This is a genomic window from Paraburkholderia hiiakae (genome assembly GCF_904848665.1).
GTDB classification, from domain to species: domain Bacteria; phylum Pseudomonadota; class Gammaproteobacteria; order Burkholderiales; family Burkholderiaceae; genus Paraburkholderia; species Paraburkholderia hiiakae.
On record NZ_CAJHCQ010000009.1, the window covers coordinates 275960 to 300440 of the forward strand.

Below are 24481 nucleotides of genomic sequence, written 5' to 3' on the forward strand. Positions count from 1 at the left end.
AATTCCATGTCCAGCAGTTTCGTAGAAGTCCCGTTTGGCGGGGCGCACGCCCCGGCCAGTGCGCGCCGGGCGGCGGTTGCCGAGAGCCCGCTCACGAATGCGCGCAAACGCGCCGATCGCGCTTGCGCGCTGGTCAACTGGATTCTTCTGGCGGGCGCTTTGGGGATCGGCTGGCATTTCGACGCACTGACACCCGTGCTCGTCGTCGGGCTGCCTCTCGCGCTCGTTTCCACGGTGCTCGCGCTGGCCTTGCCAGGGCTCAAGATCACCAGAATGGGTTCCGCGCTCACCTTCATGGGCGGCGCGGCCCTGTTGATCGACGTGGGAGGCGGACAGGACGAGTTTCACTTCGTGGTGTTCATCCTGCTTTCGCTATTGCTCGCCTATCGCGACGTGCAGGTCGTGCTGCTCGCTACCGTTTTCATCTCCGTTCAGCAACTCGCGTTCAACTATTTTCAGGCGTGGGGCTGGCCTGTCAGAGTCTTTTCGCAAACGGGCTTCGACGTCGTGGCGCAGCACTGGGCGTTTCTCTGGCTTCAGACGTTGTTTATCGCGGCGATTTCGGCGCGCCAGGAGCGCGACGCAAATATCGCAGGCGAACTCGCAGCCATGTCGGAGGGGATCGGGCAGGCTTCGGGTTACATCACGCTGGGCGAGCAAGCGAGCCAGCCGGCGAGCGACGTGGCCAGCGCATTTCACGCCACGCTCGCGGCCGTGCGCAAAACGCTCCTGCAGGTGCGTGACAGCGTGGGTGAGGTTTCGGAGTCGGTAGCCGGCACCAGCGCGCGCAACGCCGTCCTTTCGGATCGGACCGAACAGCAGCGCCGTTCGCTCGAAGGCATGGTCGCGGCCATGGAGCAACTCAAGCAAAGCGTGCACGAGAGCGTCGATCACGCCATGGCGGCCAGCGCGCTGGCAGGCTCGGCGAGCGAGGTCGCGACCCAGGGGCGCGGCGCGATCAAGGCGGTGATCGATACGATGGGCGAGATTTATCGCTCGTGCGAACGCATTACCGACATCATCGGCGTGATCGATGGCATCGCGTTCCAGACCAACATTCTCGCGCTCAACGCTTCGGTCGAGGCTGCGCGCGCGGGCGATCAGGGACGGGGGTTCGGGGTGGTGGCGGAGGAGGTCCGTACGCTGGCTCAGCGCAGTGCCGCCGCCGCGAAGGAGATCCGGGCGCTAATCGGGGAGTCGGTCGAGCGCGCACGCACGGGCAATGGTCTCGTCGAAAGCGCGGGCAACACGGTCGGCGAGGTGCTCGAGGGCGTCGCGCGCCTGTCGGCCATCGTTCACGAGATGGCGACTGCCGCCGGCGCGCAGCGCGCGGGCATCGACCAGATGGGCGAGAACATCGCGGGCATCGACGCGGCGATACGCGAAAACGCGGCGCACGTCGCCGACACGGTCGAGCAGGTCAAGCAGCAGCATCACCAGACGGAACTGCTCGCCAGCGCGGTCAAGGTGTTCAGGCTGGATTGAGTGTCATATCGCGTCGCATTTTTAGGGCGTGACCCCGAGACGTGAGCGGCAGCCGTTCTGTCAGACCATTTTGTTACACCTCTTACGGTGCGCGGCCTGTGGCGTTACAAAGAGCTTTCACTTTGGCCGCTATACTCGGTCCCGTCTCAAAAACGTAAGAGAACAACTATGTCGAAGAAACTCATCCAGATGGTTGCCGTTGCTGCGCTGACTGCTGCGGCCTCGCTGCCGGCGCTGGCCGGCGATATGAACAACGCACTGGGTGGCGCGCTCGGCGGCGTCGCCGGCGCGGCTCTGGGTGGCGCAGTGGGCGGTAGCACCGGTGCCGTGATCGGCGGCGCGGTGGGCGGCGGCGCGGGTGGCGCGGTCACCTCGAATCGTCGCGAGCGCACGGGCGCCATCATCGGCGGCGCGCTCGGCGGCGGCGCAGGCACCGCGGCGGGCAACGCCATGGGCGGCCGCACGGGCGGCCTGATCGGCGCGGCGGTGGGCGGCGGCGCAGGTTCGGCGCTCGGCGGCAACGTCTCGCGTTCGAACTCCTACGCCGACGACTATTCGCGCGGCTATCACGGCAAGCACCACAAGCACCGTCATTACGACTAAGCACAGCTTGCAAGGCGCAGCGGCCACGCGCCGCTGCGCCTCGTTGTTTCGCGCTGCCGCATGCGGCAGCGCTCGCCGGGCCGTTCTGGCCCGCGCGTCACTTCCTCTCTCCTCGAGCTTGACGTGATCCGCGTGCCGGGTCATGACGCGTTCGCGCCGTTTGATTCGCGCCGTTTGATTCGGTATGCCAGGCAATCGTCCGGGTTTCGATGAGAGTCAATCCGGGCGCGGTTTGCGTCGCCATGAGCCATGCGGCAGCTCCTTATCGCGCTCGGCGGCGGTGAGCGCGGCGTGCAGTTGCGTGTGGTTCAGTGGAACGCAATAGGCCGGTTTTGCGCGCTCGAAGCGCCAGCTATCGGCGAGCGGACCCGCGTCGAGCACGTCGAAATCGAGCTGTGCATGCAACGCGGCCACGAGCGCCTTCGCCTCTTCATCGTCTCCAGCGACGGGTAGCGCGCGCCGCCCGCCCTCGACAGGCGGCCGTTCTTCGCGCGGCAGGTCGTACGCGAGAATCGCATTGAACGCCTTGACCACGCGTGCGCCACTCAGCTGTTGCGCAACGCGCTCGCTCGTGGCGGCGCGGTATTCGTCGAACGCGGCGATGGCGCCGTCGCGCGCCGGGTAGTAATTCATGGTGTCGATGACGACTTTGCCGGCGAGTGTTTCGACCGGTATTTCGCCGAGCGCGGACAGCGGCAGCGCCACGATCACAATCTCGCCGAACGCAGCGGCTTCCTCCAGCGTGCCGATCCCGCAGCCCAGCGCCGCCGCCTCGCTCGCGCGCGCCTCGGGATGACGCGACGAGAGCATGACCTCATGCCCCGCCTGCGCGAGAAGCTTGCCCAACGTCGAACCGATCTCGCCCGCGCCGAGAATACCGACAGCCAATCGATGTCCGCGATCTTCGTTCATGTGAATCCCCGTGTTTCGTAATGGAGACCTCAGCGTAGCGCCGAAACTCCCATGCGATAATCGGTCATCCCAGTGAAACACTTGAAATGACGAGTTTCTAATCGTGGACAAATTGACCAGCATGACCGTGTTCGTGAAGACAGCGGAATCCGGTTCGTTCACGGCGGCGGCGCGCATGCTCGCAATGACGCCGCAGATGGCGGGCAAGCACGTCGACGCGCTGGAAAAGACGCTCGGCGTGCGCCTGCTCCAGCGCTCGACGCGCAAGCACGCACTCACGGAAGCGGGCCGCGCCTATTTCGAAGCCTGCCGGCGCGTGCTCGAAGAGGCGGCTGCGGCGGATGCCGTCGCGCTCGCGCAAACCGCCCACCCGCAAGGCACGCTGCGCGTGACGGCGCCCGTTGCGTTCGGAGCCTTTCGGCTTGCGCATGAAATCAAGGCCTTTCTCGCGGATTGCCCGGACGTGAAAATCGATCTCGTGCTGAGCGACCGGCAGTTCGACCTCTTGCAGGACGGTTTCGATGTCGCGTTTCGCATCGGCGCGCTGCCCGACTCGCAACTGGTCGCGCGAGCGCTCGCGCCCTATCGGCTCGTGCCGTGCGCCGCGCCGGCCTATCTCGCCGCGCATGGAACGCCGGCGCATCCGCGCGAACTTTCGCAGCACGTGTGCCTCGATTACGCATTCGACAGCTTTCCGGCGCCCCAAACGTGGATCTTCAAGGACGACGACACGCAGATCGAAGTCGAGCCGCGCGGCCAACTGCGCAGCAACGACACGCGCGCGCTGATCGCGGCCGCGGAAGCGGGTGTGGGGATCGTGCTCGCGGGCGAGCCGAACCTGGCGCCGTCGGTGGCGGCGGGGCGGCTCGTGCCGCTGCTCGAGGCGTATGCCGCGCCGGTGCGGCCCATGCATCTGCTTTACGCGGATCGCCGCGCGCAGGCGCCCAAGCAGCGCGCGTTCGTGGCGTGGGCGCTGGCGTGCTTTGGCGAGGCTGGCAACGGCGCCGGGGCGGGGGCGCCGGCGTCACCTCGCGTTCGTCGTTCTCCGCGCAAGCCGCGCGCATCACGCACGCCGCGTAGTTAGGTCTCGCTACGGAAAGCGGCGTTGAGCGTCGCGCCGGACGCCGCGCCTCCGAAGCCGTCGAAACGCCCTTCGGCGAGTTGTTGCGCCGCTTGCATGAAGCCGCCCCATGCGGTGCGGGCGAGCGCGCCGCCTACGCTCACGCGGCGCACCCCGAGTGCGGCGAGATCGTCCAGCGTGAAGGCAGACTGCGCGCCAATCAGCACGTTCACTGGCTTCGGCGCGACAGCGGTCACGACGGCCACGATCTGCTCGCGTGTCTGGATGCCCGGCGCGTAGAGGCAATCCGCGCCCGCCTGCGCATACGCCTGCAAGCGCGCGATGGCGTCGTCGAGGTTGGGCACGCCCGCTATGAAGTTCTCGGCTCGGCCAACGAGCACGGTGTCGCCGCCGCGCGCGTCGATCGCGCGGCGAGCGGCGCGCATGCGCTCGACGGCCACCTCGATCGGCAGCAGCGGCGCTGCCTCGTCGCCGGTCGAATCTTCCACGGAAAGCCCGGCGACCCCGGTCTCGACCGCGAGGCCCACGCTTGCTTCGACGCCTGCGGGATCCGCGCCGAAGCCGCTTTCGAAGTCGGCGTTCACGGGCAGGTCGGTGGCCGCGACGATCTCGCGCAGGTGCGCGAGGATCGCGTCGCGCGGCAAGGTGTTGTCGGCATGGCCGCGTGACCATGCGAACCCGGAGCTGGTGGTCGCGAGCGCCTTGAACCCGAGGCCCTGGAGATAGCGCGCGCTGCCCACGTCCCACGGGTTCGGCAGCACGAAGCAACCGGCGGCGTGCAGCGCGCGAAACTCGGCGCGTTTCTCGGCAATGGTGCGGGCGGGTCCTGACATGGCAAGTCTCCTCCTGGCTCGTGGGTGGGCGGCGGGCGTTCGCGCGGGAATGCGCATCCTGTAGCGCCGATCTTCGATTGTGACCGAATTCGCGGATTCTCGAATCGAGCGGGACGCGCGTGCGCAGCGATTTCGCGTAAAGATAAGGATGGCGAATTAAATGAATGCCTACGAAGGCGATCGCATTCGACGGCTCGAAACGAGGAAAAGAAGGGCGCAGCCGTTATGATATGCGTTCTTTTTATTTTGCCTTCCAGCCGCGATGTCCAAAACCAGCGCTCCGAAAGCCACGCCGCCCCGCATGTCCGATGTCGCTCGTCTCGCGGGCGTTTCGAAGATGACGGTGTCCCGCGTGATGGCGGGGCGCAGCGCGTCGGAGGCGACACGCGAGCGTGTGCAGCGCGCCATCGACGAACTGGGTTACGTGGCCGACGCGGCGGCCGGTGCGCTCTCCTCGGGGCGCTCGTCGTTCGTCGCCGTGCTCGTGCCATCGCTTTCCAGCTCGAACTTCTCTGACACCGTGAGCGGCCTCACGGCTGTGCTCGAGCCGCAAGGGCTCGAATTGCTGATCGGCGACACCGACTACTTCCTCGACCGCGAGGAGCGCCTCGTGCGCCAGATGCTGCGCCACCAGCCGCGCTGCATCGCGCTCACGGGGGCGCAGCATACGGACGCCACGCGCGCGCTGCTGCAGCGCTCGGGCGTGCCGGTCGTCGAGATGTGGGACTTGCCCGCGGAGCCGATCGACATGGCCGTGGGCTTTTCCAACGTGAGCGCAGCGCGCGAGATGGTGCGCTATCTCGCGGACAAGGGCCATCGCCGCATCGGTTTTCTTGGTGGCGCGGGCGATCTGGACCGGCGCGGCCTCGACCGTCTCAAGGGCTATCAGATGGAGATGAAGGCGCTCGGGCTCGACAGGCATCGCGTCGTGCAACTGGGCGACTCGCCGGTCACGATGAGCCACGGCGCGCCCGCCATGGCCGAGTTGCTCGAGCGTTGGCCCGACACAGAGGCCGTGATGTGCGTGAGCGACATGTCGGCGTTCGGCGCGATCATGGAGTGCCAGCGGCGCGGCCTGAGCGTGCCTCGCGACATGGCGGTTGCGGGCTTCGGCAACTTCGAGGTCGCGGCGTGCTGCTATCCGGCGATCACCACGATTTCGGTCGATGCCTACGGCATTGGCCAGCGCACGGGCGAGGCGATCGTCGCCGCCCTCGCGGTAGCGGACGGCGCGAGCGCGCAGCATCCCGTGAAAACGCGCATTCAGTACACAGTCGTGCCGCGCGAAAGCGCTTGAGCACGCGAATGCGCGACGGCATTAGCGTCGTCAAAGTCCCTTGGCGATGCGCTGCGCCATCTCGACCACTGCGATGGCGAGGCGCTTCTCGCGGCGCGCATCCAGCCGCTCCAGCGGCAGGCTCGCGCTGACCGCCACGCGCTTGCCGAGCGCCGTCACGCCCACGAACGCCGCGAAGCACGCAATCCCCGCCGTCACTTCTTCCCGCTCGTGCGCGAGGCCAGAGCGGCGTATCGCGGCGAGCGCCGCGAGCAGGTCCTGCTTGCGCGTGATGGTGTTGGCGGTCACTGCGGGAAGCTGGCGCGGCAGGATCGCGTTGACCTCTTCATCGGGAAGGCTGGCGAGCAGCGCCTTGCCCAGTGCGCTGCAGTGCGCGGGCAGCCGCGAGCCGAGATCGGAGACGAGGCGCACGGGCCGCGCGGGGTCTTCGCGCGCGAGATACACGACTTCCGCGCCATCCAGCACGGCAAGCTGAACGACTTCGTTATGCGTCGCGACGAAGACGGTCGCTTCCTGGCGGAACACTTCCTGGAGCCGGTCGTGCCGCACATAGGCGCTGCCGAGCTCGAACAGCGTGAGGCCGACGATATAGCCGTCCGCGCGTTTTTCGATCCAGCGCCGGCGTTCGAGCGAGTCGAGCATCAGGTAGAGCGTGCTGCGCGAGAGGCCGGTGACCTGCGCGATTGCCGCCGCGCGCATCGGGCCAGGCGCGTGCGCGAGTACGTCGAGAATATCGTGTATGCGCCGCAGCGCCGGGACTTCGTAGGGTGAGGACATGGAGCCGCGCGCCGCAAATAAGATCATCCAACAGGCTGGAAATACTAACACCACGTTGGACACGTGCATGAGCGCGTCGACATTTCTCAGCGGCATCGTTCCTTGGTATCGTTGCACACGCGCTGCACATACGAATCAACAGGAACGGTTTTGAACGCCCCGGCGCGATGCGCGCCGGATGTTCGGGAGAGTCGCGGAAGATGAAGTATTCGAATCTGGTCGAGCGGTTGCAGGGCCGTCGGACGACGGCATGGGAGATCCATCACGCGGCAGTGCAGGCCGCGGCGCGTGGCGAGGACGTGATCGTGCTGAGCGTGGGCGACCCCGACTTCGGCACGCCCGCGCCCATCGTCGAGCGCGCCGTGGCCGCGCTGCGTGAAGGCGATACGCACTACTCGGCGATCATGGGCCGCGAGCCGCTGCGCGAGGCGATTGCACGCGAGCATGCACAGCAAAGCGGGCGTGCGGTCGGTGCGCAGAACGTGATTCTCTGCGCGGGGGCGCAGAACGGCTTGTTCGCTTCGTCGCTCTGTTTGCTGGAGGCCGGCGACGAAGTCCTCGTGCCCGAGCCGATGTACCTGACCTACGAGGCCGCGATTCGCGCGTCGGGCGCCACGCTCGTGCCGGTGCCCGTCGATCCTGAGAACGGCTTTCATCTCGACTGCGACGGACTCGAGGCAGCCGTCACGCCGCGCACGCGCGCGATTTTCTTCGCGACGCCGTGCAACCCCACCGGCGCGGTGATGCCGCGCGCGCACCTCGAACGCGTCGCGCAATTGGCCAGGCGGCACGACCTGTGGGTGCTCTCCGACGAGGTCTACGCCGACCTCACGTTCGAGCGCGAGCACGTGAGCATCGCCGCGCTCGACGGCATGGCGGAGCGCACGGTCACGCTCGGCAGCCTCTCGAAGTCGCATGCCATGCCGGGCTGGCGCCTCGGCTGGGTGATCGCGCCGGAAACGATGATTGCGCATCTGGCGCGGCTCGCGCTCTGCATGCTCTACGGGCTGCCTGGTTTCATTCAGGAGGCGGCGATTACGGCGCTCGACCAGCGCGCGCAGATCGTCGCCCAGATGCGCGAGATCTATCGCCGCCGGCGCGACATCGTCTACGAGCGGCTGGCGGGCGTGCCGGGACTCAAGTGCCTGTTGCCGGAAGCGGGCATGTTCATGATGATCGACATCCGCGGCACGGGCCTCGACACGCAGGCGTTCACCTGGCAGCTTTTCGAAGCGCAGAAGGTATCCGTGCTCGACGCGAGCGCGTTCGGGGAAACCGCAAACGGCTATGTGCGGCTTGGTTTCGTCGTGGACGAAGCGAGGCTCGTCGAAGCTTGCGAGCGTATCGCGGCCTTTGTGCGGGAGCGCGCTGCAGCCGCGACGCGCTAGCGGGTCTCGAAGTAGAGGCGGGTGGGCTCGAACAGTTCGGCAGGCAACGCATTCCGCGTGAACCACGCCCACCGCGCGCACTTGTCGGGCTCGGCGACGACCGGCATGCCCGGCGCGGCGGCCTCGACGAACAGTGTCACATGGCGCACGCGGCCCGCTTCGAGCCAGCCGCTGGCCCAGCCGGCTGCGTATGCCTCGATCAATTCCAGGCCGGTTTCCTCGCGCAGCTCGCGCGCGGCCGCGGCGAGCGGATCTTCGCCGGGGTCGACCTTGCCACCCGGGAAGGCCCAGGTGTCGCGTCCCCATGTGCTTTTGCGCAGGCCGAGCAGCCACGCGTCGCCGTTGCGTACGACGACGCCCACGCCGAGCACGGTGACGGGAACGTTCATGTCGTCAATCATGTTTTGCGGATATTAATCTGGAATCCGAATTGTTGGCGAAATCGATCGTTCGCTGCGCGCGCTTGAATCTTTGCGGGGCGCGCAGCGAACGGGTGCAGAATCAGCGCTCGCCGTCGAACAGATCGTTGAGCAGCTCGTCGAAGGCGGCCTGAGCGTCTTCCAGTTCCTGGAGCGCCATGTCGAAGGTCTGCAGCGCGAATTGCGACGGACGGCCGTCGCCTTCCGGCGGAAACTGCGACTGCAGCGAGGTGAACGCCGACTTGACGCGCTGGGTTGCGGTCAGCACGCGCTCCATGGCGGCGGCTTCTTCGGCTCGTGCCTGTTCTGGTGTCATCGAAAGCTCCGTTCTTACGTGTTGGGTGTTGGGTGTGTTCAGGGCAGGGGCAGCCCGCCCTCGGCTTTCACTTCGCGCAGCGACAGCGCCGATTCGACGGACGTGACGCCGGGCAAACTGCGCAACTGGTCGCGCATGAAGGTGCCGTAGTCGTCGAGATCGCGCGCCACCACCTGCAAAATATAGTCCGCCGTACCGGATACGTTGTGGCACGACAGAATGCGCTCGATCGCCAGCACTTCGCGCTCGAAGCGGTCGGCGAGCGCGCGGTCATGCACGGCAAAGCGTACCGAGACGAACCCCACCACGCCGTAGCCGAGCGCACGGCGCGAGAGCACGGCCCGGTAACGCTCGATATAGCCCTCCTGTTCGAGGCGCTTGAGGCGCCGCGCGCAGGGCGTTTCGCTCAGGCCGACCGTTTCGGCGAGACGCGCGTTCGGCATGCGCCCGTCGGTTTGCAGCGCGCCGAGTATCGCCCGGTCGAGTTTGTCGAGGTCGCTCATAGCGGGTAGGGGAGTTCTGGTGTGGATTCGGAAATCTTAGCGCATTCCGCTAATATATGACGTGTGTGATATGTAAAAACGCCAGAAATCGCTCTGCGTGTAGCGGCAAGATAGAGCCTCTTTCACGCGAGGCCAACATGATTTCCGCCCACCTGCTGTTGATGTTCATCGTCGCCCTGATTATCGTCTGCGCGCTGCCCGGCGCCGACATGGCGCTCGTGATGCAGACCAGCATGAGCCGCGGCACGCGCAGCGGCTTCGCGGCGGCCTGCGGCCTCGCGCTCGCGCGCGCGACCCACGTGACGCTTTCCGCCTGCGGCCTCGCGGCCTTGCTGCGCAACGCGCCGTGGCTTTATGAAGTCGTGCGCTACGTGGGCGCCGCGTATCTCACATGGATCGCCGTGCAGATCTTCCGCGCGCCGGCTTTCGCCATGCCAGAACAGGAGGGGGTGGCCGTGGCGCGCCCGCGCCGTGCCGATTTCACCAAGGGGTTGCTCACGAACCTGCTGAACCCGAAGGCGCTGCTGTTCTGCTCGGTGCTGTTGCCGCAGTTCATCCGGCCCGAGGCGGGCTCGGTCTGGCTGCAGGTTTCGGTGCTGGGCGTGTTGCTGGTTGCCGTATGCGCGCTCTTCGACGTGATCTACGTGCTGGGCGCCGCGCGCATCGCCGTGTGGCTGCGCCGCCATCCGCTCGCGCAGACGGTCCAGAAGTGGGCGTTCTCGTCCGCGTTGATCGGCTTCGCACTGCGGCTCTCGCTCGATTGACGCTTCTGGAGTACAGGACGGTTGGGTGAAAGCGTGCGGCGCGCAAGGCGCCGCACGCTTTTTTATTGCTCGCGTTTTAGCGCCTCGTGTTAGCGCGCGCCCAGGTAGTCGAGCTTGCCCAGTTCCACGCCGTTGTGACGCAGGATGTCGTAAGCCGTGGTGACATGGAAGAAGAAGTTGGGCAGCACGAAGCCGAGCAGATAGCTTTGGCCCGTGAACTCGATCGGACCGCTGCGCATCTTGAGCGTGATGCTGCGCGCTTCTGTGCCGTCGATCTGCTCCGGCTTGAACGCGTTCAGATAGTCGATGGTTTTCTGGATACGGGCGTGCAACTCGTCGAACGTGACCTCGACATCGTCGAATTTCGGGGGCTCCACGCCGGCCAGGCGCGCGGCGCAGCCCTTCGCGGTATCGGTGGCGATGTAGATCTGACGCATGAGCGGCAGCATGTCGGGGAAGAGCCGTGCGCCCGTCAGCACGGAGGGGTCGATCTGCTTTTCCGCTGCGTGCGCCTGCGCCTTGCCGATGATGTTTTGCAGATTGGTGAGACCGCGCGCGAGCACGGGCACCGATGCTTGATACATGGAAATGGACATGGGGTTTCCTCGTTTCTTCGAATGCGCGCGATACGCTCCGCTTTGGAGCTGACCGGCGGCTCATTATGCGCTATCGCGTCGCGCGCTGCCATCGGCCAAACGGCCAGCAGCGCGGCGGCCAGGTACCTCGCCGGGCGCATAAATTACCTGGGATTACAGATCAAAAATTCCTTGTGAAGCGCTGAGGTTGCGAGCGCTCGCGGCCAGGGTGTCGGGGCCGTCGCGCGATACGCGACACAGCGCGCCTCGTTGCCGATGTGCGCAATTGCCCCGACAAATATTGATTGTGGTCTAATAACCCGGCACCCACCATCCATTGCGCATCGTGCTGCACGATGTGCTCAACCATGAACGCAGAAATGGCAGCAATACGCCGCATCGCGCGCCGCATGGCAGAAGGCATTGTTTGTCGCACTGGTGCGCCGCAGTGGCGCGCGGGAGTACTGCGCATTTCGCTGCTGGCGCTTGCAACGGGCAGCGCGGCGCAGGCTGCATTCGCGCAAGATCCACGGCTTCTCGACACGCGTGTCACGCAAGAGTCGTTGACTGACACGATCTGCCGTCCGGGCTATGCCGACACCGTGGCGCCGCCGTTCGACCAGACCATGGCGCTGAAGGACCGCATGCTCGCGGCACGCGGCATCGACGCCGACGAAGGCGTGGGCTACGCGCTCGATCGGCATGTGCCGATCGTGCTTGGCGGGTCGCCGGACGCCACGGCCAACTTCGACCTGATTCCGTGGGGCGGCCACGCGGGCGAGCGCCGCAAGTCGCTGCTCACCGTGCGCCTGAAGCGTTGCGTGTGCGCGGGGCGCATGACGCTAGCCGAGGCGCAGGCTACGATCACCGGCAACTGGGTGCACCAGTACGACCGCCTCACCCGCATGGACTGCGGCGGATCTGCTGACGAGACGACCTCGGCGAGCCGCGACGACGGATCCTGAAGCGCCGCTTCACATCCACCTTTCCCTCTTCGGGCACGCTGATTGCGGACCGGATCGGGCATGCGCAGTGGGCAATCCGTTGGTCATCCGCCACCAGGCAATATGCCGCAGCGCACCGCTCAGCAAATGCGACTATGCTGACATTCATCAACAAAAGGGAGTCACAACAATGCTTACGTCCAGCCTTTTGCTGCTTGGCGTCGCGGCCGTACTCGGCCAGGTGGCGTGGACACGTACTCGCGCTCGCGCGAGCCTGCAGCCCGTACGCGCACGCGCGACGCAACCCCGCCGGTTCCGCTGAGCGCTGCACGTCCGAATTTCTCGCGAGGTAGGCCGTCATGCACCTGACTGTCTGGAATGTTCCTGAATCCTGCAGCGAGCAGGACGTGCGCAGCTTTTTCGAGCGCGAGCTCGGCAAGTACGCCAAGGGCATCACCGTTTATGACGCGGGCACGCCCAACGCGCACGCGGACCTCGAACTCGACTCCGACGTGCCCTACGTGGCTGACGCCGTGGCGCGCGAACTTCAGTCCCGCCGCCTCGCCGGCGTGGCGCTAAAGGTGAGCGCGCCGCCGTTCGAAGACGAGGAGCCGCCGCAACGTCCACGCAACTGAGCCGTTCGCGCCGCGCTTCAGCGCGTGTCGTCCGCGGCGTCGTACGGCGTGTAGGGCAGCGAGCGCTTGTGGTGCGTCGCCTCGTAGAAGCGAAAGATCGTCTCATACGCGCGTTCGCTCACCGGCTTGCCTTCCAGAAAGTCATCGATCTCGTCATAGCCGATCCCGTAGGCGTCTTCGTCAGGATGCAGCGGGCGCAACGTTTCCAGATCCGCAGTGGGCGTTTTCTCTACCAGCGTGGCCGGTGCGCCGAGCGAGCGCGCGAGTGCGCGCACGCGCCGCTTGTTCAGGCCCGCGAGCGGCAGCACGTCGGCGCCGCCGTCGCCGAACTTGGTGAAAAAGCCCATCAGCGATTCCGCCGCGTGATCCGTGCCGATCACGAGTCCCGCGCGCGCGCCGGCCACTGCGTACTGCGCGATCATCCGCTCGCGCGCCTTGATGTTGCCGTGAACCTTGTCCTGCGCGCTCTCGTCGGCAAACGCGAGACCGGCCGCCGTGAGCGAGGCGAGCATCGCGTCGGCGGCGGGGCGCATATCTACGGTCAGGGTTTCGTCCGCGGCGATGAAGGCGAGCGCGGCGGCGGCGTCCGCTTCGTCGCGCTGGGTGCCGTAGGGCAGACGCATCGCGATGAAGCGTGCCGCCGTCTGGCCTTGCGCACGCAGGCTTTCCGCGCTCAGTTGCGCAAGGCGTCCGGCCGTCGCGGAGTCGATGCCGCCGCTGATGCCCAGCACGAGTGTCTGCAGCCCGCTCGCCTGGAGGCGCTGCGCGAGAAAGCGCACGCGACGACCGATTTCGGCTTGCGCGTCGAAGCGCGCGTCGACGTTCAGTTCGGCGATGATGCGTCGCTGGCGGGCGAGGCGGTCGGCGTTGGCGTTCGACTTGGCGGGCATGGGCAGTTCCTCAATTGGCTGCGCGCGCGGCATGGGCGCGCAGTTTGCGTTGTCTGGTCTAATGTCGGGTGGTCGTGGCGCTGTCAGCGACGCCGCACGGCACGGCGCACGACGTATCCGACTTCAGACAAGACGCACAATCGGCCGGACTCACAATGAACGACAATTTTTCGCGGCGCATGGTCGCTCGCGTGCGGGGTGGCGTCCGGGGCGACGCCCCAAACCTTCCCCATCATAGAACGCGGTGGTTTGGCGCGCCGGCGCGCCGCGCAATGGTGGCCGCGCTCTGCGCCTCGTTTTGCGCTTCGTGGGCGGCAAGCACGGTTTACGCCGCCGACGGTCTGACGGCCTCCAGCGTGCATGTTGCCTCCGGCGCCATGCGTAGCGCGCCGGCGCATGCAGCGTCGAAGCCTGTTGCTTCGGGCGCATCTGCTGCGTCGGGCGCGTCTGCGGCTCGGCCTGTTGCCAATGCAGCTTCCGCCGCTTCGGGGCCAGCGCCTGCGTCGGGCGCTTCGGCCGCTTCGTCGGCGTCGTCAGCTGCTTCCGCTTCTTCGGCCTCGGCCGCGTTGGCGGCTTCCGCGCCTCCCGCGCTCGTGCTACCCGTTCACCGGATGCTCACGCCAGAGGAGGCCGCCGAAGAAACCCGCGGTGCGCTCGATATGCGCAAGCGCTTCGCGCGTGACGTCAACCGGCGTCTACATGTGCCGCTCACGGACCAGCGAGCCTACGGCCAGCGCCTGCAGGCGGCGCTCGACGAGAAAGACCTCGGCGCGCTGGCGGGCGAGTTCGTCATCCTTGTCGATCGCAGCGCGAATGTGCAGGCGCTCTTCATCTACTTCCGGGCCATGCCTGACGAGCCGTGGCTCATGATCGGCGCGTCGCCGGTCGCGACGGGACGTCCCGGCGAGTTCGACCACTTCCTCACGCCGCTCGGCGTGTTCGAGCACACCCCGCTGAACATGGACTTCCGCGCGGAAGGCACCATGAACCAGAACAACATACGCGGCTACGGCCGGCGCGACATGCGCATCTATGACCTCGGCTGGGTGGACGGCGAACGCGGTTGGGGCAAGGGCGGTTATTCGCAGATGCGTTTCCAGATGCACGCCACCGACCCCGACCGCCTCGAGCCGCTGCTCGGCATCCGCCACTCGAAGGGCTGCGTGCGGATTCCGGCGACGCTCAATGCGTTCATCGACCACAACGGCATCATCGACGCCGAATACCAGGCGCTCGTCGACTCGGGCAAGTCGCTGTGGGTGCTCCACTCGGACCGCGAGATCACGCCGTGGGCGGGACGTTTTATCGTCGTGGTCGATTCGGAGCGCAAGACGCGCCCGGCGTGGTCGCCCGCGCCAGGCGGCAAGGCGCGCGCGAAGGTGCCAGCCGGCGCCGACACCGCCGATTGAGCGCGCGATCCGGCGAGGGCGGCCGCCAGTCGCTGCGCGCGATCGAAGCGCAGGTGCTACGCGCGTCGCGCAATCAGCACGCCCGCGAGCGCGACGCCGAAACCCGCCATCTGCACGGGCGTGAGCGTTTCGCCGAAGAGCAGCCAACTTTCGAGCGCCGCGAGCGGCGGCGCGAGAAAGAGCAGCGCCGTGGCGCGGGCGGCGTCGCCGTGGCGCACCATCCACACGAGCAACGTCACGCCCGCGCCCGAAAGCATCGCAATGCCCCACGCCAGCGAGAACCACAGGGTCGGCGTTGCGATCCAGCGCGTCTCGCCGAGCACGAGCGCGAGCACCGCGGCCACGATGGCCGCGCCCAGGTTCTGCACGGCGCTTGCGCTGCGAATGTCGGCTTGCGCGAGCGAAGTCTTCTGGTAGAGCGTGCCCGCCGTGATCGATCCGACCGACACCACCGCGACTACCACGACGAGCAGCGGATTCGCGTGAGCGTGCATGAGCGTGGTAGCGGCAGCGGCGTCGGCGATCGCGCCGCCGGCAGCGTGCATGGCGGCGTACAACTTCGGGCTCAGCACGAGCACGACGCCTGCGAGGCCGAGCGACATGCCCGACCAGCGCCGCGGCGGCAGGCGCTCGCCGAACACGCGCGCCGCGATGGCGGCCGTCAAGAGCGGCTGGAGCGCGCCGAGGAGCGCCATCACGCCCACGCTCAGGCCCTGCGCGACCGCCCAGTAGCCCGCGCCCAGATACACGCCTTGCAGGAGCGAGCCCGCGAAGAGATGCTTGCCGATTTCGCGTCCACGCGGCCAGGGCGCGCGCATCACCAGCGCGACGATCGTGAACAGCGCTGCCGTGCCCGTGAAGCGCGCCAGCAGGAAGAGGTTGGGATCGGCGTAGGGCGCAATGGCGCGCGCGACGACGAAACCCGTCGACCACAGGACGACGAAAAGGGTGGGGGCGAAAGTGGCGAGCATCGGTGTCGAGAAGGGCGCGCGCTGACGCTACGCGCGGAGAAACACGAAAGGCTCGGAGTATCGCGCGGCGCGCAGGTTGCAGTCTTGTTCAGGACTGCACTGGCTTAGGAGTATGCCCCTCGACGAATCGATTGCAACTAACCGCCTAGCTCATGCCACTTCCGCCCATGCAGACATCGCGAAGCCCAACACGCGAGTCGCGGCTTAGCTTCCAAACAACACCGCCGTCACGCCAATCAAGCCGCCGCAGACCGCGCAGGCGAGCAGCAGCGCGCGCGTGCGCCGATGCTCGCGGCGCCAGGCATCGAGCAACGCGGCCTGCTGCGCGGCCTGTCCCGCAGCGGGTCCGTGCCCCGTCTTCGCGTGGTGCTCGAGGAAGCGGAACACCATCTGCGGTACGCGCGGTGCAATTTGCGCGAGGTGTGGCAACTCCTGCGAGAGTCGCCGGATCCAGCCGTGGTGACCGAGATCCTGGCGCGCGATGTCGGTGAGCGTGTGCCGTGCAATGCCCCACGCGTCCACGCCCGGATGAATAGAGCGCGCCAGTTTCTCGGCCTGGCCGAACGCGCGCTGTGCCGCCACGAGGCGCGGTGAGACTTCGCCTCCAAACGGCTGCACCGAATGCAGCAGATGATGGAACAGCGCCCCCGCGCTGCGCTCGTCGGTGTCGCTCGCGAAATGCGCTTCGCTGCGCGTGCGCAATTCCGCCTCGATCTGCTCGGTGCGCGCGTGCGCAGGCACGTGGCCCGCCACGTGATGGAGCGTCGCGAGCCGGGCGTAGTCCTGTTCGAACAACGCCGTTGCGCCGTGCACGAAGAATTCGCGTTCAGGCGAGGAAAGGCTCGTCATCAGCGCCGCGCCCGCGAGCACGAGGCGGCCGCGCGTCTCGGGCTCGACGCTCACCGCGACCCGGCAGGCGTCGAGGGCTGCATGAAAGAAACCGTGTTCGAACGCCTGGCGCGTCACCACTTCGATCAGATGCGCCGCCACCTGCGTGACGTTGATATGGTGCTCGGCAAGCCCGGCGATATCGGTCGCGCGCACGGTGTCGATGTGCTGCACCGCGATTGTCTGCGGGGTGCAGAGGTCCCAGATCACGTCGGGCACGACAACACGCGGGTCGTCGCCGAGCTGATGGCCGCTTTGGCTCAGGTTCGCGGCCTGGGCGCGCAGGTCGAAGCGCCGCTGCAGATCCTCGCGCAGCGCCTGCGCGAGTGCGTGCAGCTGCAGCTTGCGAGCGGCGCGCGAAAAGCGCTCGATCCAGCGGGCCACGGCGCACAGGAGCGCGGCGTCATCGTCGACTTCCTGGACCTGCTTCGCACGCAGCACGCGCAGCGTGATCGTCTGGTGAGCGTTCACCGGCAGCGCGAGCCGCGCGAGGTGCGTCTGTTCGCACCAGCCGTTGTGGGTCGGCATCGGATCGATCCACGTGAACACCGTCTCGGGCGGCTTGCCTAGCGCGGCGCGCAGCGTGGTGTTGAGTGCCTCGCCTGCAAGGGGTTCTTCGAAATGCTCGATCGCGTCGATCGCGTCATGCAAGGTCGCGCCCGCGAGTTCGGGGCGTGTGGCGAGCGTTTGCGCGAAAGCCGTGGCGAGCGGGGCGAGACGCGGCAGCGAACCATGAAGGCGCGAGGCGAGACGCGGGTCGCCGTGCAGGCTCGAAGCGAGCGTGAGGAACCAGTGCAGCTTGTGATGCTCGGGGGCTGCGAGCCAGATCAGCCTGAAGCCATAACGCAGTGCACAAAACAGCAGACGCAATTGACGAAGTCGTGAACGCATGAATTCCAGTGGTCGGCAAAGCGAGCGTCGCGTGAGCGCGCGGGCTCCACGAGATTAGCAGGGATGCGCGCGCGATGGCAGCGCAGGCTCGTTGCGCGCGTGCGTAATACAATACGGCGGCTTTCCGGATTCACGCCGAACTCACTTCATTACCCGCGTCTTTATCCACGCACGACCCGCGCCTACCGAGATGCTCGCAGAACAACGTCACCAATACATCCTCTCGCAAGTGAACCGGACGGGCGCGCTTTCCGTGGCGGATCTCGTGCGCGAACTGCGCGTTTCCCGCGAGACGATCCGGCGCGACCTCAACACGCTCGCGGAGCGCGGGCTACTCGTCACGACCCACGGCGGCGCGCTCTCCAGCGACCGCCGCGAGCCCGATCTCGACGTGCGCGAAGCCGCCAACGCGAGCGCCAAGCGCGCGATCGGCGAACGCGCGGCGGAATTCGTGCCCGACGGCGCCTCGGTCATCATCGATTCGGGCAGTACCACACATGCGCTCGCGCGTGCGCTCACCGACCGTCATCGGCTCACGGTCTATACCAACGACTGGCGTATTGCGCTCCTGCTCGGCCGCCGCAACGAGAACCGCGTCACGCTGCTGGGTGGCGAGCTGTCCGACCATGAGGAAGCGACCTTCGGCCTCGACACCGTGCAGCAACTCGCCCAGTACCACGCTGACTTCGCGTTCGTCGGCGCGGGCGGCATCACCGCCGACGGCTGGCTCACCGACTACTCGCGCATGGTCGCCGAGGTGCGCAGCCGCATGCTCGCGGCCACGGCCTGCGCGATCGTCGTCGCCGATCATTCGAAGTTCGGGCGGGTGACGCCCGTGCGCATCAACGGCTTCGAGCAGGCACGCTACGTCATCACCGAGCTGGCGCCCGAAAAGAGCGTCGCGCGCGCCATCACGGCGCGCGGGCCTGAGCTCGTCATCGCCTGAGTCTTCTTGCGGCGCCGCGCAGCACGCGCCGCGTTTGCTTTTCCACGTGTAGACAAGCACATGACTGCCGCCGATACGTGAGCGGCGGGAATCGGTACGGCTATGTGGCTTGTCGAATATTGGCGAATTGTGGAATTTTTTGACAAACGCCACAATCGTCATGCGCGTGTCATCAAAACCTGTGATTCTTGCGGGGCCCTTCCAGATGGGCCGGTAAGCGAGGCGAGCGGCAACGCCGCGCCTTCACCGGGCCGACTGGTTCAGGTGGACAACGCCGGATTGCAGACAATCTGCAATCCGCGATGCAAGACCACCAGACGGGCAATGACAGGCGGCGCAGTCCGCCGAAGTTCGGATTGTTCGACTCAGTTCGATCCATTCAATCACAAACGCATCGGGTATCCCGAGCATCTGGTTTTGCCTTCGGAGAGTGACATGAACCACACGAATTCCCATCGCGCGGGTTTTGCACGCAAGCTGCTGCCGATCGCGGCCGCAGCGGCGCTGCTGGGTGCAGCCGCGAGCGCGCACGCTGCCGACGCCGTCGTGCTGTACACGGCCGATGGCCTCGAAAATCTCTATAAGGACGTGCTGCCGGCCTTCGAGAAGAAGGAAGGCGTGAAGGTCAACATCGTGACGGCGGGCAGCGGCGAAGTGGTGAACCGCGCGAACGTCGAGAAGGACTCGCCGAAGGCCGACGTGATCGTCACGCTGCCGCCGTTCATCCAGACGGCGCAGCAAAGCGGCCTGCTGCAGCCGTACCAGAGCGTGAACTACAAGAATGTCCCGGCGATCGCGAAGGCGACGGACGGTTCGTGGGCTACGTTCGTGAACAACTACTTCTCGTTTGCGATCAATCCCGATGTCGTGAAGAACGAGCCCAAGACGTTTGCTGACCTGCTGCACCCGGACTACTCGGGCAAGGTTGCGTACTCGAACCCGGCCACGGCTGGCGACGGCATGGCCGTGATCATCCTCACGACCTCGCTGATGGGCGAAGACAAGGCGTTCGACTACCTCAAGAAGCTCGAGCAGAGCGCGAAGTTCCACACCAAGGGCACGGGCTACCTCGACGTGCTGCTCTCGCGTAACGAAATCTCGGTGGCCAACGGCGACCTGCAGATGGATCTCGACGACGCAGCCAACGGCGGCCTCTCGCTCAAGCCGATCTTCCTCGCGGCCGACGCTGGCGGTCATCCCACGACGTTCCAGCTGCCGTACGCAATCGGCCTGATCAAGAACGGCCCGAACCAGGCTGAAGGCAAGAAGCTGATCGACTACCTGATGTCGACGGACGTGCAGTCGAAGGTGCCGGACATCTTCGGCATTCCGGGCCGCACGGACGTGGCGCTCACGGGCAAGAACGGCGAAGCGGTCAAGCAGGCCATCCAGGGCGTGAAGCTCATTCCGGTTGACTGGAACCAGGTGATGGCGAAGAAGGCCGACTGGACGACGCGCTGGAAGAACGAAGTGATCGGCTCGTCGGGCAAGCCGCTCGAAGTCGTGAAGCCGAAGTAAGCAACCGTACTTGCAGGAGATGAACCCGGTGAATACCGCAAGCCTCGCGCCGGCCGGCATGGCCCGCGCGCTGCCGGATGTGTCCGGACTGACTGACGCCACGGACGCGCCCGGAGCCGCGGGCGTGCAGATCGACCACCTGAGCGTGCGCTTCGGCGCGCGCACTGTCCTCGACGATCTGTCGCTCACGATCCGCCGCGGCGAACTGCTGACCGTGCTGGGCCGCAGCGGCTGCGGCAAGACAACCTTGCTGCGTTTCATCGCCGGGTTCATCGAAGCCGATGGACTCGCGGGCTCGCTCACCGTGGCGGGCTGCGATCTGACCCATGTGCCGCCGCATCAGCGCAACCTGGGTCTGCTGTTCCAGAGCTATGCGCTTTTTCCGCATCTCTCGGTGTTCGAGAACGTCGCGTTCGGGTTGAAGGCGCGCCGCGTGCCGTCGCGCGATATCGCGCGACGCGTAGCCGACGCCCTCAAGCTCGTGCAGCTGGGCGACGCGGGGCACGTCATGCCCGCGCAGCTCTCGGGCGGCATGCAGCAGCGCGTGGCGCTCGCGCGTGCGCTCGTGATCGAGCCGGACGTGTTGCTGCTCGACGAGCCGCTCTCGGCACTCGACGCCAATCTGCGCGCTTCGGTGCGCTCCGAATTGAAGGCGCTGCACGAGCGCCTGCCCGATCTGACGATCGTGTGCGTGACGCACGATCAGGACGACGCGCTCGTGCTGTCCGACCGCACGCTGCTGATGCGCGATGGCCGCATCGCCCAGCTCGGCACGCCGCAGGAACTCTACGACACGCCCAACGACGCCTACGTAGCGCGCTATCTCGGCGCGGCGAATCTGCTGCCGCCGAACGTCGCGTTCCCGGTGGGCGACGCGCGCCACGACGTGCGCGACAAGCTCGCGTGCCTGCGTCCTGAAAGCCTGCGCATCGTGCCGCTCGGCGAAGGCTCGCTGCATGGCACGATCGAATCCGTCGAATGGTATGGCTCGGTGCTATCGGTGCCGGTGCTGCTCGATGCGATGCCGAACGAACCGGTGCTCGTCACCATGCAGCGCGGCCACGGCATGACGCCGGCGAAAGGCATGCGTGTGTCCCTGCGTTACGAGGCTGACGATGTCGTCCTTATCAACCCCTGATTCTTCCTTGGCGCTGCCCGGCGCCGACACGCACGCGGCCGCCGTGCGCCGCCGCGAACGGCGCGCGCAATGGCATATCGCGTTTCTGCTCGTGTTCGTGCTTGGACCGCTCGTCGTCTATCCGCTCGTGCGCCTCGTGCTGCTGAGCCTTTCGGGCGCGCACGGCTTGAGCTTCCACGCGTACGAGACTTTCTTCGGCAATCCCGATTCGCGCGGCGTGATCGCCACGACTTTGTGGATTCTGTTTCTGAGCGCGGGTCTGGCTTCCGTGCTTGGCGTCGCACTTGCGGCGCTGCTGTTCTTCAAGCCGTTTCCGGGCGCGCAGCTCGTCACGCGCTTTCTGGAACTGTTCGTGGCGTTCCCGTCGTTTCTCGTCGCGTTCACGCTGATCTTTCTGTACGGCTCGCAGGGCTCCGTGAGCATCGGGCTGCAACGGCTCTTTCATTTGCAGGCGCCGCCGCTCGACTTTCTGTTCGGCATCGGCGGGGTCGTGCTCGCCGAAGTGGTGTTCTACGCGCCATTCGTCGTGCGCCCGACGCTCGCCGCGTTCGCGCTGCTCGACATGCGCCTGATCGAAGCCGCACGCAGTCTCGGTGCAAATACCCGGATGGTCGCTCTGCGCGTGATCCTGCCGCTCGCGTGGCCGGGCATCGCTGCGGGCACGATCCTGTGCTTTCTGCTGACGTTCAACGAGTTCGGCATTCTGCTTGTGCTCGGCAGCGCGCACCTCATCACGCTGCCGGTGGCGATCTACAGCTCGGCCACAGTCGATCTCGATCTGCCGACGGCCGCTGCGGGCGCCGTGGTCATGCTCGCGATGTCGCTTTCCCTGTATGCGCTGTATCGGCGCGTGAATCGCCGCAGTCATGGAGGCGCGCGCAATGTCAACTAATCCTGTCGCCGGTTCCGAGCGCATCGCGCTGCCGCCCAAGCACCGTCGTGCGCGGCCTGTGGAGCGCAGCCTCTTTTCGCGCTTTGCCGGCGCGGCATTGCTTGGCCTCGCGGCGCTGCTGTGCTTCTGGCTTTTCGTGTTGCCGGTGCTCGTGGTCGCGTTGTCGAGTGTCGCGTCGCACTGGTCGGGCACGATCTTGCCCGACGGTTTCAGCACGCGCTGGTTCGAGCGCCTCGGCTCCACCGACTTCGATGCGCTCGCAACGAGTCTCGAAGTCGGCTTCGGCGTGGCAGTGCTCGGCACCGCGCTCGGTCTCTGGCTCGCACTCGCGCTCGAAGGGCGCGACCGGCGTGGTCTGGGCGCGGTCGTCGACACGCTCGCGATGGTGCCCAACGGCGTGCCGAGCGTGGTGCTTGGCCTCGCGGTGCTGATCGCCTATCACAAGGCGCCGGTGGATCTGTCGAGTTCGGCTGCGATCGTCGTATTCGTGCAGCTCGCACTGGTACTGCCATTTTGCTATCGATGTGCGTCCGCGGCGCTGCGTCCCGAGCTGACCGTCTTGCGCGAAGCGGCAGCGAGTCTCGGCGCGCCGCCTTCGATGGTGCTGCGCCGCGTGGTGCTGCCGCAACTCGTGCCGGCCATCCGTGCGAGTCTCGCGCTCGGTTTCGCGTTGTCGCTCGGCGAACTGGGCGCGACGCTCACGGTCTATCCGCCGGGCTTTGCGACGGTGCCGATCGTCGTGGTGGGCGCGGTCGAGCGTGGGTATTACCTGCCGGCTTCGGCGCTCTCGCTGATCCTGTTGCTCGTCTCGCTGGGGGCGCTGCTGCTGATCGCGGCGCGTGTGCCGCGCCGGCGGGCGGACTGAGCGGGACGGATGCCATGCGGTTCGATGCGCCGCAGGCGCGTAACAGACGGGCAAGGCAAGACGTGCAAGATTCGATGACCGAAGAGCAGGCGAGCGGCGCTGCGGGCGATATTGGCCGCGATCCTCAGGCGTTGTCTGACACGACGCCGCTTGCCATGGTGCGCCAGCATTCGCTTACTGCGCTGGTGCGCGACGAGATCGAGCGGCGCATCGCGGCAGGCGTGCTGGCGCCCGGCGACAAGCTCAACGAAGCCGACTGGGCGGCTCGTCTGGCCGTATCGCGCGGACCCGTGCGCGAGGCATTTTGCGCGCTGGAGCAGGTGGGCCTCGTGCGCAACGAGAAACATCGGGGCGTGTTCGTGCGCAGTGTCGGCGTGGCGGAGGCCCAGGAATTGGGTGAAGTGTGCGCGGCATTGCGCGAAGCGGCGTGCCGGATGCTTGCGCTGCGCATCGACGCGGCGCAGGTCGCCGAGTTGCGCGAGCACCTGAACGCGATGCGGGACGCGGTGGTCGCCGAGAAGGGAGACGCCTTCCTGCAAGCGCGCGACGCGTTTCGCGCGTCGCTCGTCACGGCGGCTGGCAACGCCAGGCTGCGCGAGACCTATGTGCGGACCGTGAGCGAATTGCGGCTCTCGTCGCAGCGCGCGGCGCTGTCGCACAGCGCAATGGACGCATCGTACGCGGGGCATCGCGCGCTGTTGAGCGCGCTTGCCTCGCGAGACGCCGATGAATCGGCCAATCGCATGCGCGAATCCTGCGGCGACTGAGGGCAGCGGGAGCGTTGGATCGCGGCCTGGCGTGGGCCGTCGCCGTATTCACTTTAGAGGAGTAGAAGAAGATGGCATTGAGCCTCGCGGACATTCGTGGGCTGTTCGAGACGTACGGCGCGTTGGCTTATAGCGGCGAGCCGGTCACGCAGCTGGAGCACGCGCTGCAAAGCGGCGCGCTGGCGGAAGAAGAAGGGGCCAGCGAAGAGCTGACCGCGGCGGCGTTCCTGCACGATCTGGGTCACCTGCTCAATCGTCAGGGCGAGACGCCGACGGAGCGCGGCATCGACGATCTGCATCAGTACTATGCGCTGCCGTTCCTGCGACCCGTGTTGCCCGATAGCGTGCTGGAACCGATCCGCTTGCACGTGGATGCGAAGCGCTATCTCTGCGCAGTCGATGCAGCGTATTTCGGCTGCCTCTCCGCGGACTCGGTGCGCAGCCTCGAATTGCAGGGTGGCATCTTCAATGCAGATGAGGCGCGCGATTTCGCTGCGCGCCCCCACGCCGAAGACGCGGTGCGCCTGCGCCGCTGGGACGATCTTGCGAAGGTGACCGGCAAACCGACGCCGGACCTCGACCACTATCTGCAGCTCGTCGAACGCGTCATGCAACGCCGCGTTTGAGGCGATTCCGCTTACGCGTTTTTCCGAATTTCACGAGCGTCAAAAAACCGCTTGCAAGATGTCACCTGCATGACTAGAATTCCGGTCTTTCGCGCTTTCGATGAAGGCGCGGGGAGACGGGAAGCCCGGGCGAAAGCCTTGTGGCGAC

At 66.6% G+C, this 24481-nt stretch carries 26 protein-coding genes; 16 read left to right on the top strand and 10 right to left on the bottom strand.

Annotated features, from left to right (window positions below; genetic code table 11):
- Positions 1-897: 897 nt before the first annotated feature.
- The gene (locus JMY28_RS39640) at positions 898-1485 is read left to right on the top strand and encodes a methyl-accepting chemotaxis protein (RefSeq protein ID WP_456238747.1); all 588 of its coding nucleotides are present in this window, start codon (positions 898-900) and stop codon (positions 1483-1485) included.
- A gap of 168 nt (positions 1486-1653) precedes the next feature.
- Positions 1654-2088, top strand: coding sequence for a hypothetical protein (locus tag JMY28_RS19385; protein WP_201697510.1), 435 nt, complete (start codon positions 1654-1656; stop codon positions 2086-2088).
- Positions 2089-2304: 216 nt separating this feature from the next.
- Here JMY28_RS19385 and JMY28_RS19390 read toward each other — a convergent pair whose 3' ends face one another.
- Entirely contained in the window at positions 2305-3000 is a 696-nt protein-coding gene (locus tag JMY28_RS19390; RefSeq protein ID WP_201697511.1) for an NADPH-dependent F420 reductase, read from the bottom strand.
- Between the two features lie 103 nt (positions 3001-3103).
- Between JMY28_RS19390 and JMY28_RS19395 the strand changes: the two genes are divergently transcribed.
- Complete coding sequence (locus JMY28_RS19395; RefSeq protein ID WP_201697512.1) at positions 3104-4084, top strand: LysR family transcriptional regulator; 981 nt, start codon at positions 3104-3106, stop codon at positions 4082-4084.
- On the opposite strand, the gene JMY28_RS19400 is transcribed toward JMY28_RS19395, so the two are convergent.
- The gene (locus JMY28_RS19400) at positions 4081-4914 is read right to left on the bottom strand and encodes an isocitrate lyase/PEP mutase family protein (protein ID WP_201697513.1); all 834 of its coding nucleotides are present in this window, start codon (positions 4912-4914) and stop codon (positions 4081-4083) included. The two genes, JMY28_RS19395 and JMY28_RS19400, sit on opposite strands and share 4 nt — an antisense overlap.
- A 301-nt stretch (positions 4915-5215) precedes the next feature.
- Between JMY28_RS19400 and JMY28_RS19405 the strand changes: the two genes are divergently transcribed.
- Complete coding sequence (locus JMY28_RS19405; RefSeq protein ID WP_201697514.1) at positions 5216-6211, top strand: LacI family DNA-binding transcriptional regulator; 996 nt, start codon at positions 5216-5218, stop codon at positions 6209-6211.
- 30 nt (positions 6212-6241) lie between these two features.
- Here JMY28_RS19405 and JMY28_RS19410 read toward each other — a convergent pair whose 3' ends face one another.
- Positions 6242-6988, bottom strand: coding sequence for an IclR family transcriptional regulator (locus JMY28_RS19410; RefSeq protein ID WP_201697515.1), 747 nt, complete (start codon positions 6986-6988; stop codon positions 6242-6244).
- Positions 6989-7188: 200 nt separating this feature from the next.
- Between JMY28_RS19410 and JMY28_RS19415 the strand changes: the two genes are divergently transcribed.
- Positions 7189-8376, top strand: coding sequence for a pyridoxal phosphate-dependent aminotransferase (locus tag JMY28_RS19415; protein WP_201697516.1), 1188 nt, complete (start codon positions 7189-7191; stop codon positions 8374-8376).
- Here JMY28_RS19415 and JMY28_RS19420 read toward each other — a convergent pair.
- From JMY28_RS19420 to JMY28_RS19430, 3 genes are all read right to left on the bottom strand, one after another.
- Positions 8373-8765: a nucleotide triphosphate diphosphatase NUDT15 gene (locus JMY28_RS19420; protein WP_201697517.1), complete on the bottom strand. Its 393-nt coding sequence runs from the start codon at positions 8763-8765 to the stop codon at positions 8373-8375. The genes JMY28_RS19415 and JMY28_RS19420 overlap by 4 nt on opposite strands.
- Before the next feature lie 112 nt (positions 8766-8877).
- Complete coding sequence (locus JMY28_RS19425; RefSeq protein WP_201697518.1) at positions 8878-9111, bottom strand: hypothetical protein; 234 nt, start codon at positions 9109-9111, stop codon at positions 8878-8880.
- Positions 9112-9149: 38 nt separating this feature from the next.
- Complete coding sequence (locus tag JMY28_RS19430) at positions 9150-9614, bottom strand: Lrp/AsnC family transcriptional regulator (RefSeq protein ID WP_069261807.1); 465 nt, start codon at positions 9612-9614, stop codon at positions 9150-9152.
- Positions 9615-9751: 137 nt separating this feature from the next.
- Here JMY28_RS19430 and JMY28_RS19435 point away from each other — a divergent pair, with 137 nt between their 5' ends.
- On the top strand, positions 9752-10378 hold the full coding sequence (locus tag JMY28_RS19435) for a LysE family translocator (protein WP_201697519.1): 627 nt from the start codon (positions 9752-9754) through the stop codon (positions 10376-10378).
- Positions 10379-10467: 89 nt separating this feature from the next.
- On the opposite strand, the gene JMY28_RS19440 is transcribed toward JMY28_RS19435, so the two are convergent.
- Positions 10468-10974, bottom strand: a complete 507-nt coding sequence (locus JMY28_RS19440) for a DUF1993 domain-containing protein (RefSeq protein ID WP_201697520.1) — start codon at positions 10972-10974, stop codon at positions 10468-10470.
- Between the two features lie 347 nt (positions 10975-11321).
- Here JMY28_RS19440 and JMY28_RS19445 point away from each other — a divergent pair, with 347 nt between their 5' ends.
- Positions 11322-11918, top strand: coding sequence for a hypothetical protein (locus JMY28_RS19445; protein ID WP_236596934.1), 597 nt, complete (start codon positions 11322-11324; stop codon positions 11916-11918).
- Positions 11919-12256: 338 nt separating this feature from the next.
- Complete coding sequence (locus JMY28_RS19450; RefSeq protein WP_201697521.1) at positions 12257-12532, top strand: RNA-binding protein; 276 nt, start codon at positions 12257-12259, stop codon at positions 12530-12532.
- Positions 12533-12549: 17 nt separating this feature from the next.
- Here JMY28_RS19450 and nadE read toward each other — a convergent pair whose 3' ends face one another.
- Positions 12550-13422: an ammonia-dependent NAD(+) synthetase gene (nadE, locus tag JMY28_RS19455; protein ID WP_201697522.1), complete on the bottom strand. Its 873-nt coding sequence runs from the start codon at positions 13420-13422 to the stop codon at positions 12550-12552.
- A gap of 179 nt (positions 13423-13601) precedes the next feature.
- Here nadE and JMY28_RS19460 point away from each other — a divergent pair, with 179 nt between their 5' ends.
- Complete coding sequence (locus tag JMY28_RS19460; RefSeq protein ID WP_407945518.1) at positions 13602-14831, top strand: L,D-transpeptidase; 1230 nt, start codon at positions 13602-13604, stop codon at positions 14829-14831.
- A gap of 56 nt (positions 14832-14887) precedes the next feature.
- Here JMY28_RS19460 and JMY28_RS19465 read toward each other — a convergent pair whose 3' ends face one another.
- On the bottom strand, positions 14888-15802 hold the full coding sequence (locus JMY28_RS19465) for a DMT family transporter (protein ID WP_201697524.1): 915 nt from the start codon (positions 15800-15802) through the stop codon (positions 14888-14890).
- 204 nt (positions 15803-16006) lie between these two features.
- The gene (locus tag JMY28_RS19470; RefSeq protein ID WP_201697525.1) at positions 16007-17581 is read right to left on the bottom strand and encodes an ABC1 kinase family protein; all 1575 of its coding nucleotides are present in this window, start codon (positions 17579-17581) and stop codon (positions 16007-16009) included.
- 190 nt (positions 17582-17771) lie between these two features.
- Here JMY28_RS19470 and JMY28_RS19475 point away from each other — a divergent pair, with 190 nt between their 5' ends.
- The 7 genes from JMY28_RS19475 to JMY28_RS19505 all read left to right on the top strand — a co-directional run bounded on the left by JMY28_RS19475 (position 17772) and on the right by JMY28_RS19505 (position 24333).
- Entirely contained in the window at positions 17772-18527 is a 756-nt protein-coding gene (locus tag JMY28_RS19475) for a DeoR/GlpR family DNA-binding transcription regulator (protein ID WP_028202504.1), read from the top strand.
- Positions 18528-18962: 435 nt separating this feature from the next.
- On the top strand, positions 18963-20045 hold the full coding sequence (gene phnS, locus JMY28_RS19480) for a 2-aminoethylphosphonate ABC transporter substrate-binding protein (RefSeq protein WP_201697526.1): 1083 nt from the start codon (positions 18963-18965) through the stop codon (positions 20043-20045).
- A 28-nt stretch (positions 20046-20073) separates the two neighbouring features.
- Positions 20074-21183 carry a 2-aminoethylphosphonate ABC transport system ATP-binding subunit PhnT gene (gene phnT / locus JMY28_RS19485; RefSeq protein WP_236596935.1) on the top strand — a complete coding sequence of 370 codons (1110 nt, stop codon included), beginning with the start codon at positions 20074-20076 and terminating at the stop codon, positions 21181-21183.
- Entirely contained in the window at positions 21161-22075 is a 915-nt protein-coding gene (locus tag JMY28_RS19490) for a 2-aminoethylphosphonate ABC transporter permease subunit (RefSeq protein WP_201697528.1), read from the top strand. The genes phnT and JMY28_RS19490 overlap by 23 nt, the downstream gene beginning before the upstream one ends.
- Complete coding sequence (gene phnV, locus JMY28_RS19495; protein ID WP_201697529.1) at positions 22065-22940, top strand: 2-aminoethylphosphonate ABC transport system, membrane component PhnV; 876 nt, start codon at positions 22065-22067, stop codon at positions 22938-22940. The genes JMY28_RS19490 and phnV overlap by 11 nt, the downstream gene beginning before the upstream one ends.
- A 155-nt stretch (positions 22941-23095) precedes the next feature.
- Positions 23096-23707, top strand: a complete 612-nt coding sequence (locus JMY28_RS19500) for a GntR family transcriptional regulator (protein WP_236596939.1) — start codon at positions 23096-23098, stop codon at positions 23705-23707.
- A 71-nt stretch (positions 23708-23778) separates the two neighbouring features.
- A complete protein-coding gene (locus JMY28_RS19505) occupies positions 23779-24333 on the top strand; it encodes a phosphonate degradation HD-domain oxygenase (RefSeq protein WP_201697530.1) in 555 nt (184 codons plus the stop codon).
- Positions 24334-24481 lie beyond the last annotated feature (148 nt).

Bases quoted from the DNA above. Each gene is read 5' to 3' on its own strand.
- JMY28_RS39640 (WP_456238747.1), top strand. From the start codon at position 898: ATGGCGGCCAGCGCGCTGGCAGGCTCGGCGAGCGAGGTCGCGACCCAG.
- JMY28_RS19385 (WP_201697510.1), top strand. From the start codon at position 1,654: ATGTCGAAGAAACTCATCCAGATGGTTGCCGTTGCTGCGCTGACTGCT.
- JMY28_RS19390 (WP_201697511.1), bottom strand. From the start codon at position 3,000: ATGAACGAAGATCGCGGACATCGATTGGCTGTCGGTATTCTCGGCGCG.
- JMY28_RS19400 (WP_201697513.1), bottom strand. From the start codon at position 4,914: ATGTCAGGACCCGCCCGCACCATTGCCGAGAAACGCGCCGAGTTTCGC.
- JMY28_RS19405 (WP_201697514.1), top strand. From the start codon at position 5,216: ATGTCCGATGTCGCTCGTCTCGCGGGCGTTTCGAAGATGACGGTGTCC.
- JMY28_RS19410 (WP_201697515.1), bottom strand. From the start codon at position 6,988: ATGTCCTCACCCTACGAAGTCCCGGCGCTGCGGCGCATACACGATATT.
- JMY28_RS19415 (WP_201697516.1), top strand. From the start codon at position 7,189: ATGAAGTATTCGAATCTGGTCGAGCGGTTGCAGGGCCGTCGGACGACG.
- JMY28_RS19420 (WP_201697517.1), bottom strand. From the start codon at position 8,765: ATGAACGTTCCCGTCACCGTGCTCGGCGTGGGCGTCGTCGTACGCAAC.
- JMY28_RS19425 (WP_201697518.1), bottom strand. From the start codon at position 9,111: ATGACACCAGAACAGGCACGAGCCGAAGAAGCCGCCGCCATGGAGCGC.
- JMY28_RS19430 (WP_069261807.1), bottom strand. From the start codon at position 9,614: ATGAGCGACCTCGACAAACTCGACCGGGCGATACTCGGCGCGCTGCAA.
- JMY28_RS19435 (WP_201697519.1), top strand. From the start codon at position 9,752: ATGATTTCCGCCCACCTGCTGTTGATGTTCATCGTCGCCCTGATTATC.
- JMY28_RS19440 (WP_201697520.1), bottom strand. From the start codon at position 10,974: ATGTCCATTTCCATGTATCAAGCATCGGTGCCCGTGCTCGCGCGCGGT.
- JMY28_RS19445 (WP_236596934.1), top strand. From the start codon at position 11,322: ATGAACGCAGAAATGGCAGCAATACGCCGCATCGCGCGCCGCATGGCA.
- JMY28_RS19450 (WP_201697521.1), top strand. From the start codon at position 12,257: ATGCACCTGACTGTCTGGAATGTTCCTGAATCCTGCAGCGAGCAGGAC.
- nadE (WP_201697522.1), bottom strand. From the start codon at position 13,422: ATGCCCGCCAAGTCGAACGCCAACGCCGACCGCCTCGCCCGCCAGCGA.
- JMY28_RS19460 (WP_407945518.1), top strand. From the start codon at position 13,602: ATGGTCGCTCGCGTGCGGGGTGGCGTCCGGGGCGACGCCCCAAACCTT.
- JMY28_RS19465 (WP_201697524.1), bottom strand. From the start codon at position 15,802: ATGCTCGCCACTTTCGCCCCCACCCTTTTCGTCGTCCTGTGGTCGACG.
- JMY28_RS19470 (WP_201697525.1), bottom strand. From the start codon at position 17,581: ATGCGTTCACGACTTCGTCAATTGCGTCTGCTGTTTTGTGCACTGCGT.
- JMY28_RS19475 (WP_028202504.1), top strand. From the start codon at position 17,772: ATGCTCGCAGAACAACGTCACCAATACATCCTCTCGCAAGTGAACCGG.
- phnS (WP_201697526.1), top strand. From the start codon at position 18,963: ATGAACCACACGAATTCCCATCGCGCGGGTTTTGCACGCAAGCTGCTG.
- JMY28_RS19490 (WP_201697528.1), top strand. From the start codon at position 21,161: ATGTCGTCCTTATCAACCCCTGATTCTTCCTTGGCGCTGCCCGGCGCC.
- phnV (WP_201697529.1), top strand. From the start codon at position 22,065: ATGTCAACTAATCCTGTCGCCGGTTCCGAGCGCATCGCGCTGCCGCCC.
- JMY28_RS19500 (WP_236596939.1), top strand. From the start codon at position 23,096: ATGGTGCGCCAGCATTCGCTTACTGCGCTGGTGCGCGACGAGATCGAG.
- JMY28_RS19505 (WP_201697530.1), top strand. From the start codon at position 23,779: ATGGCATTGAGCCTCGCGGACATTCGTGGGCTGTTCGAGACGTACGGC.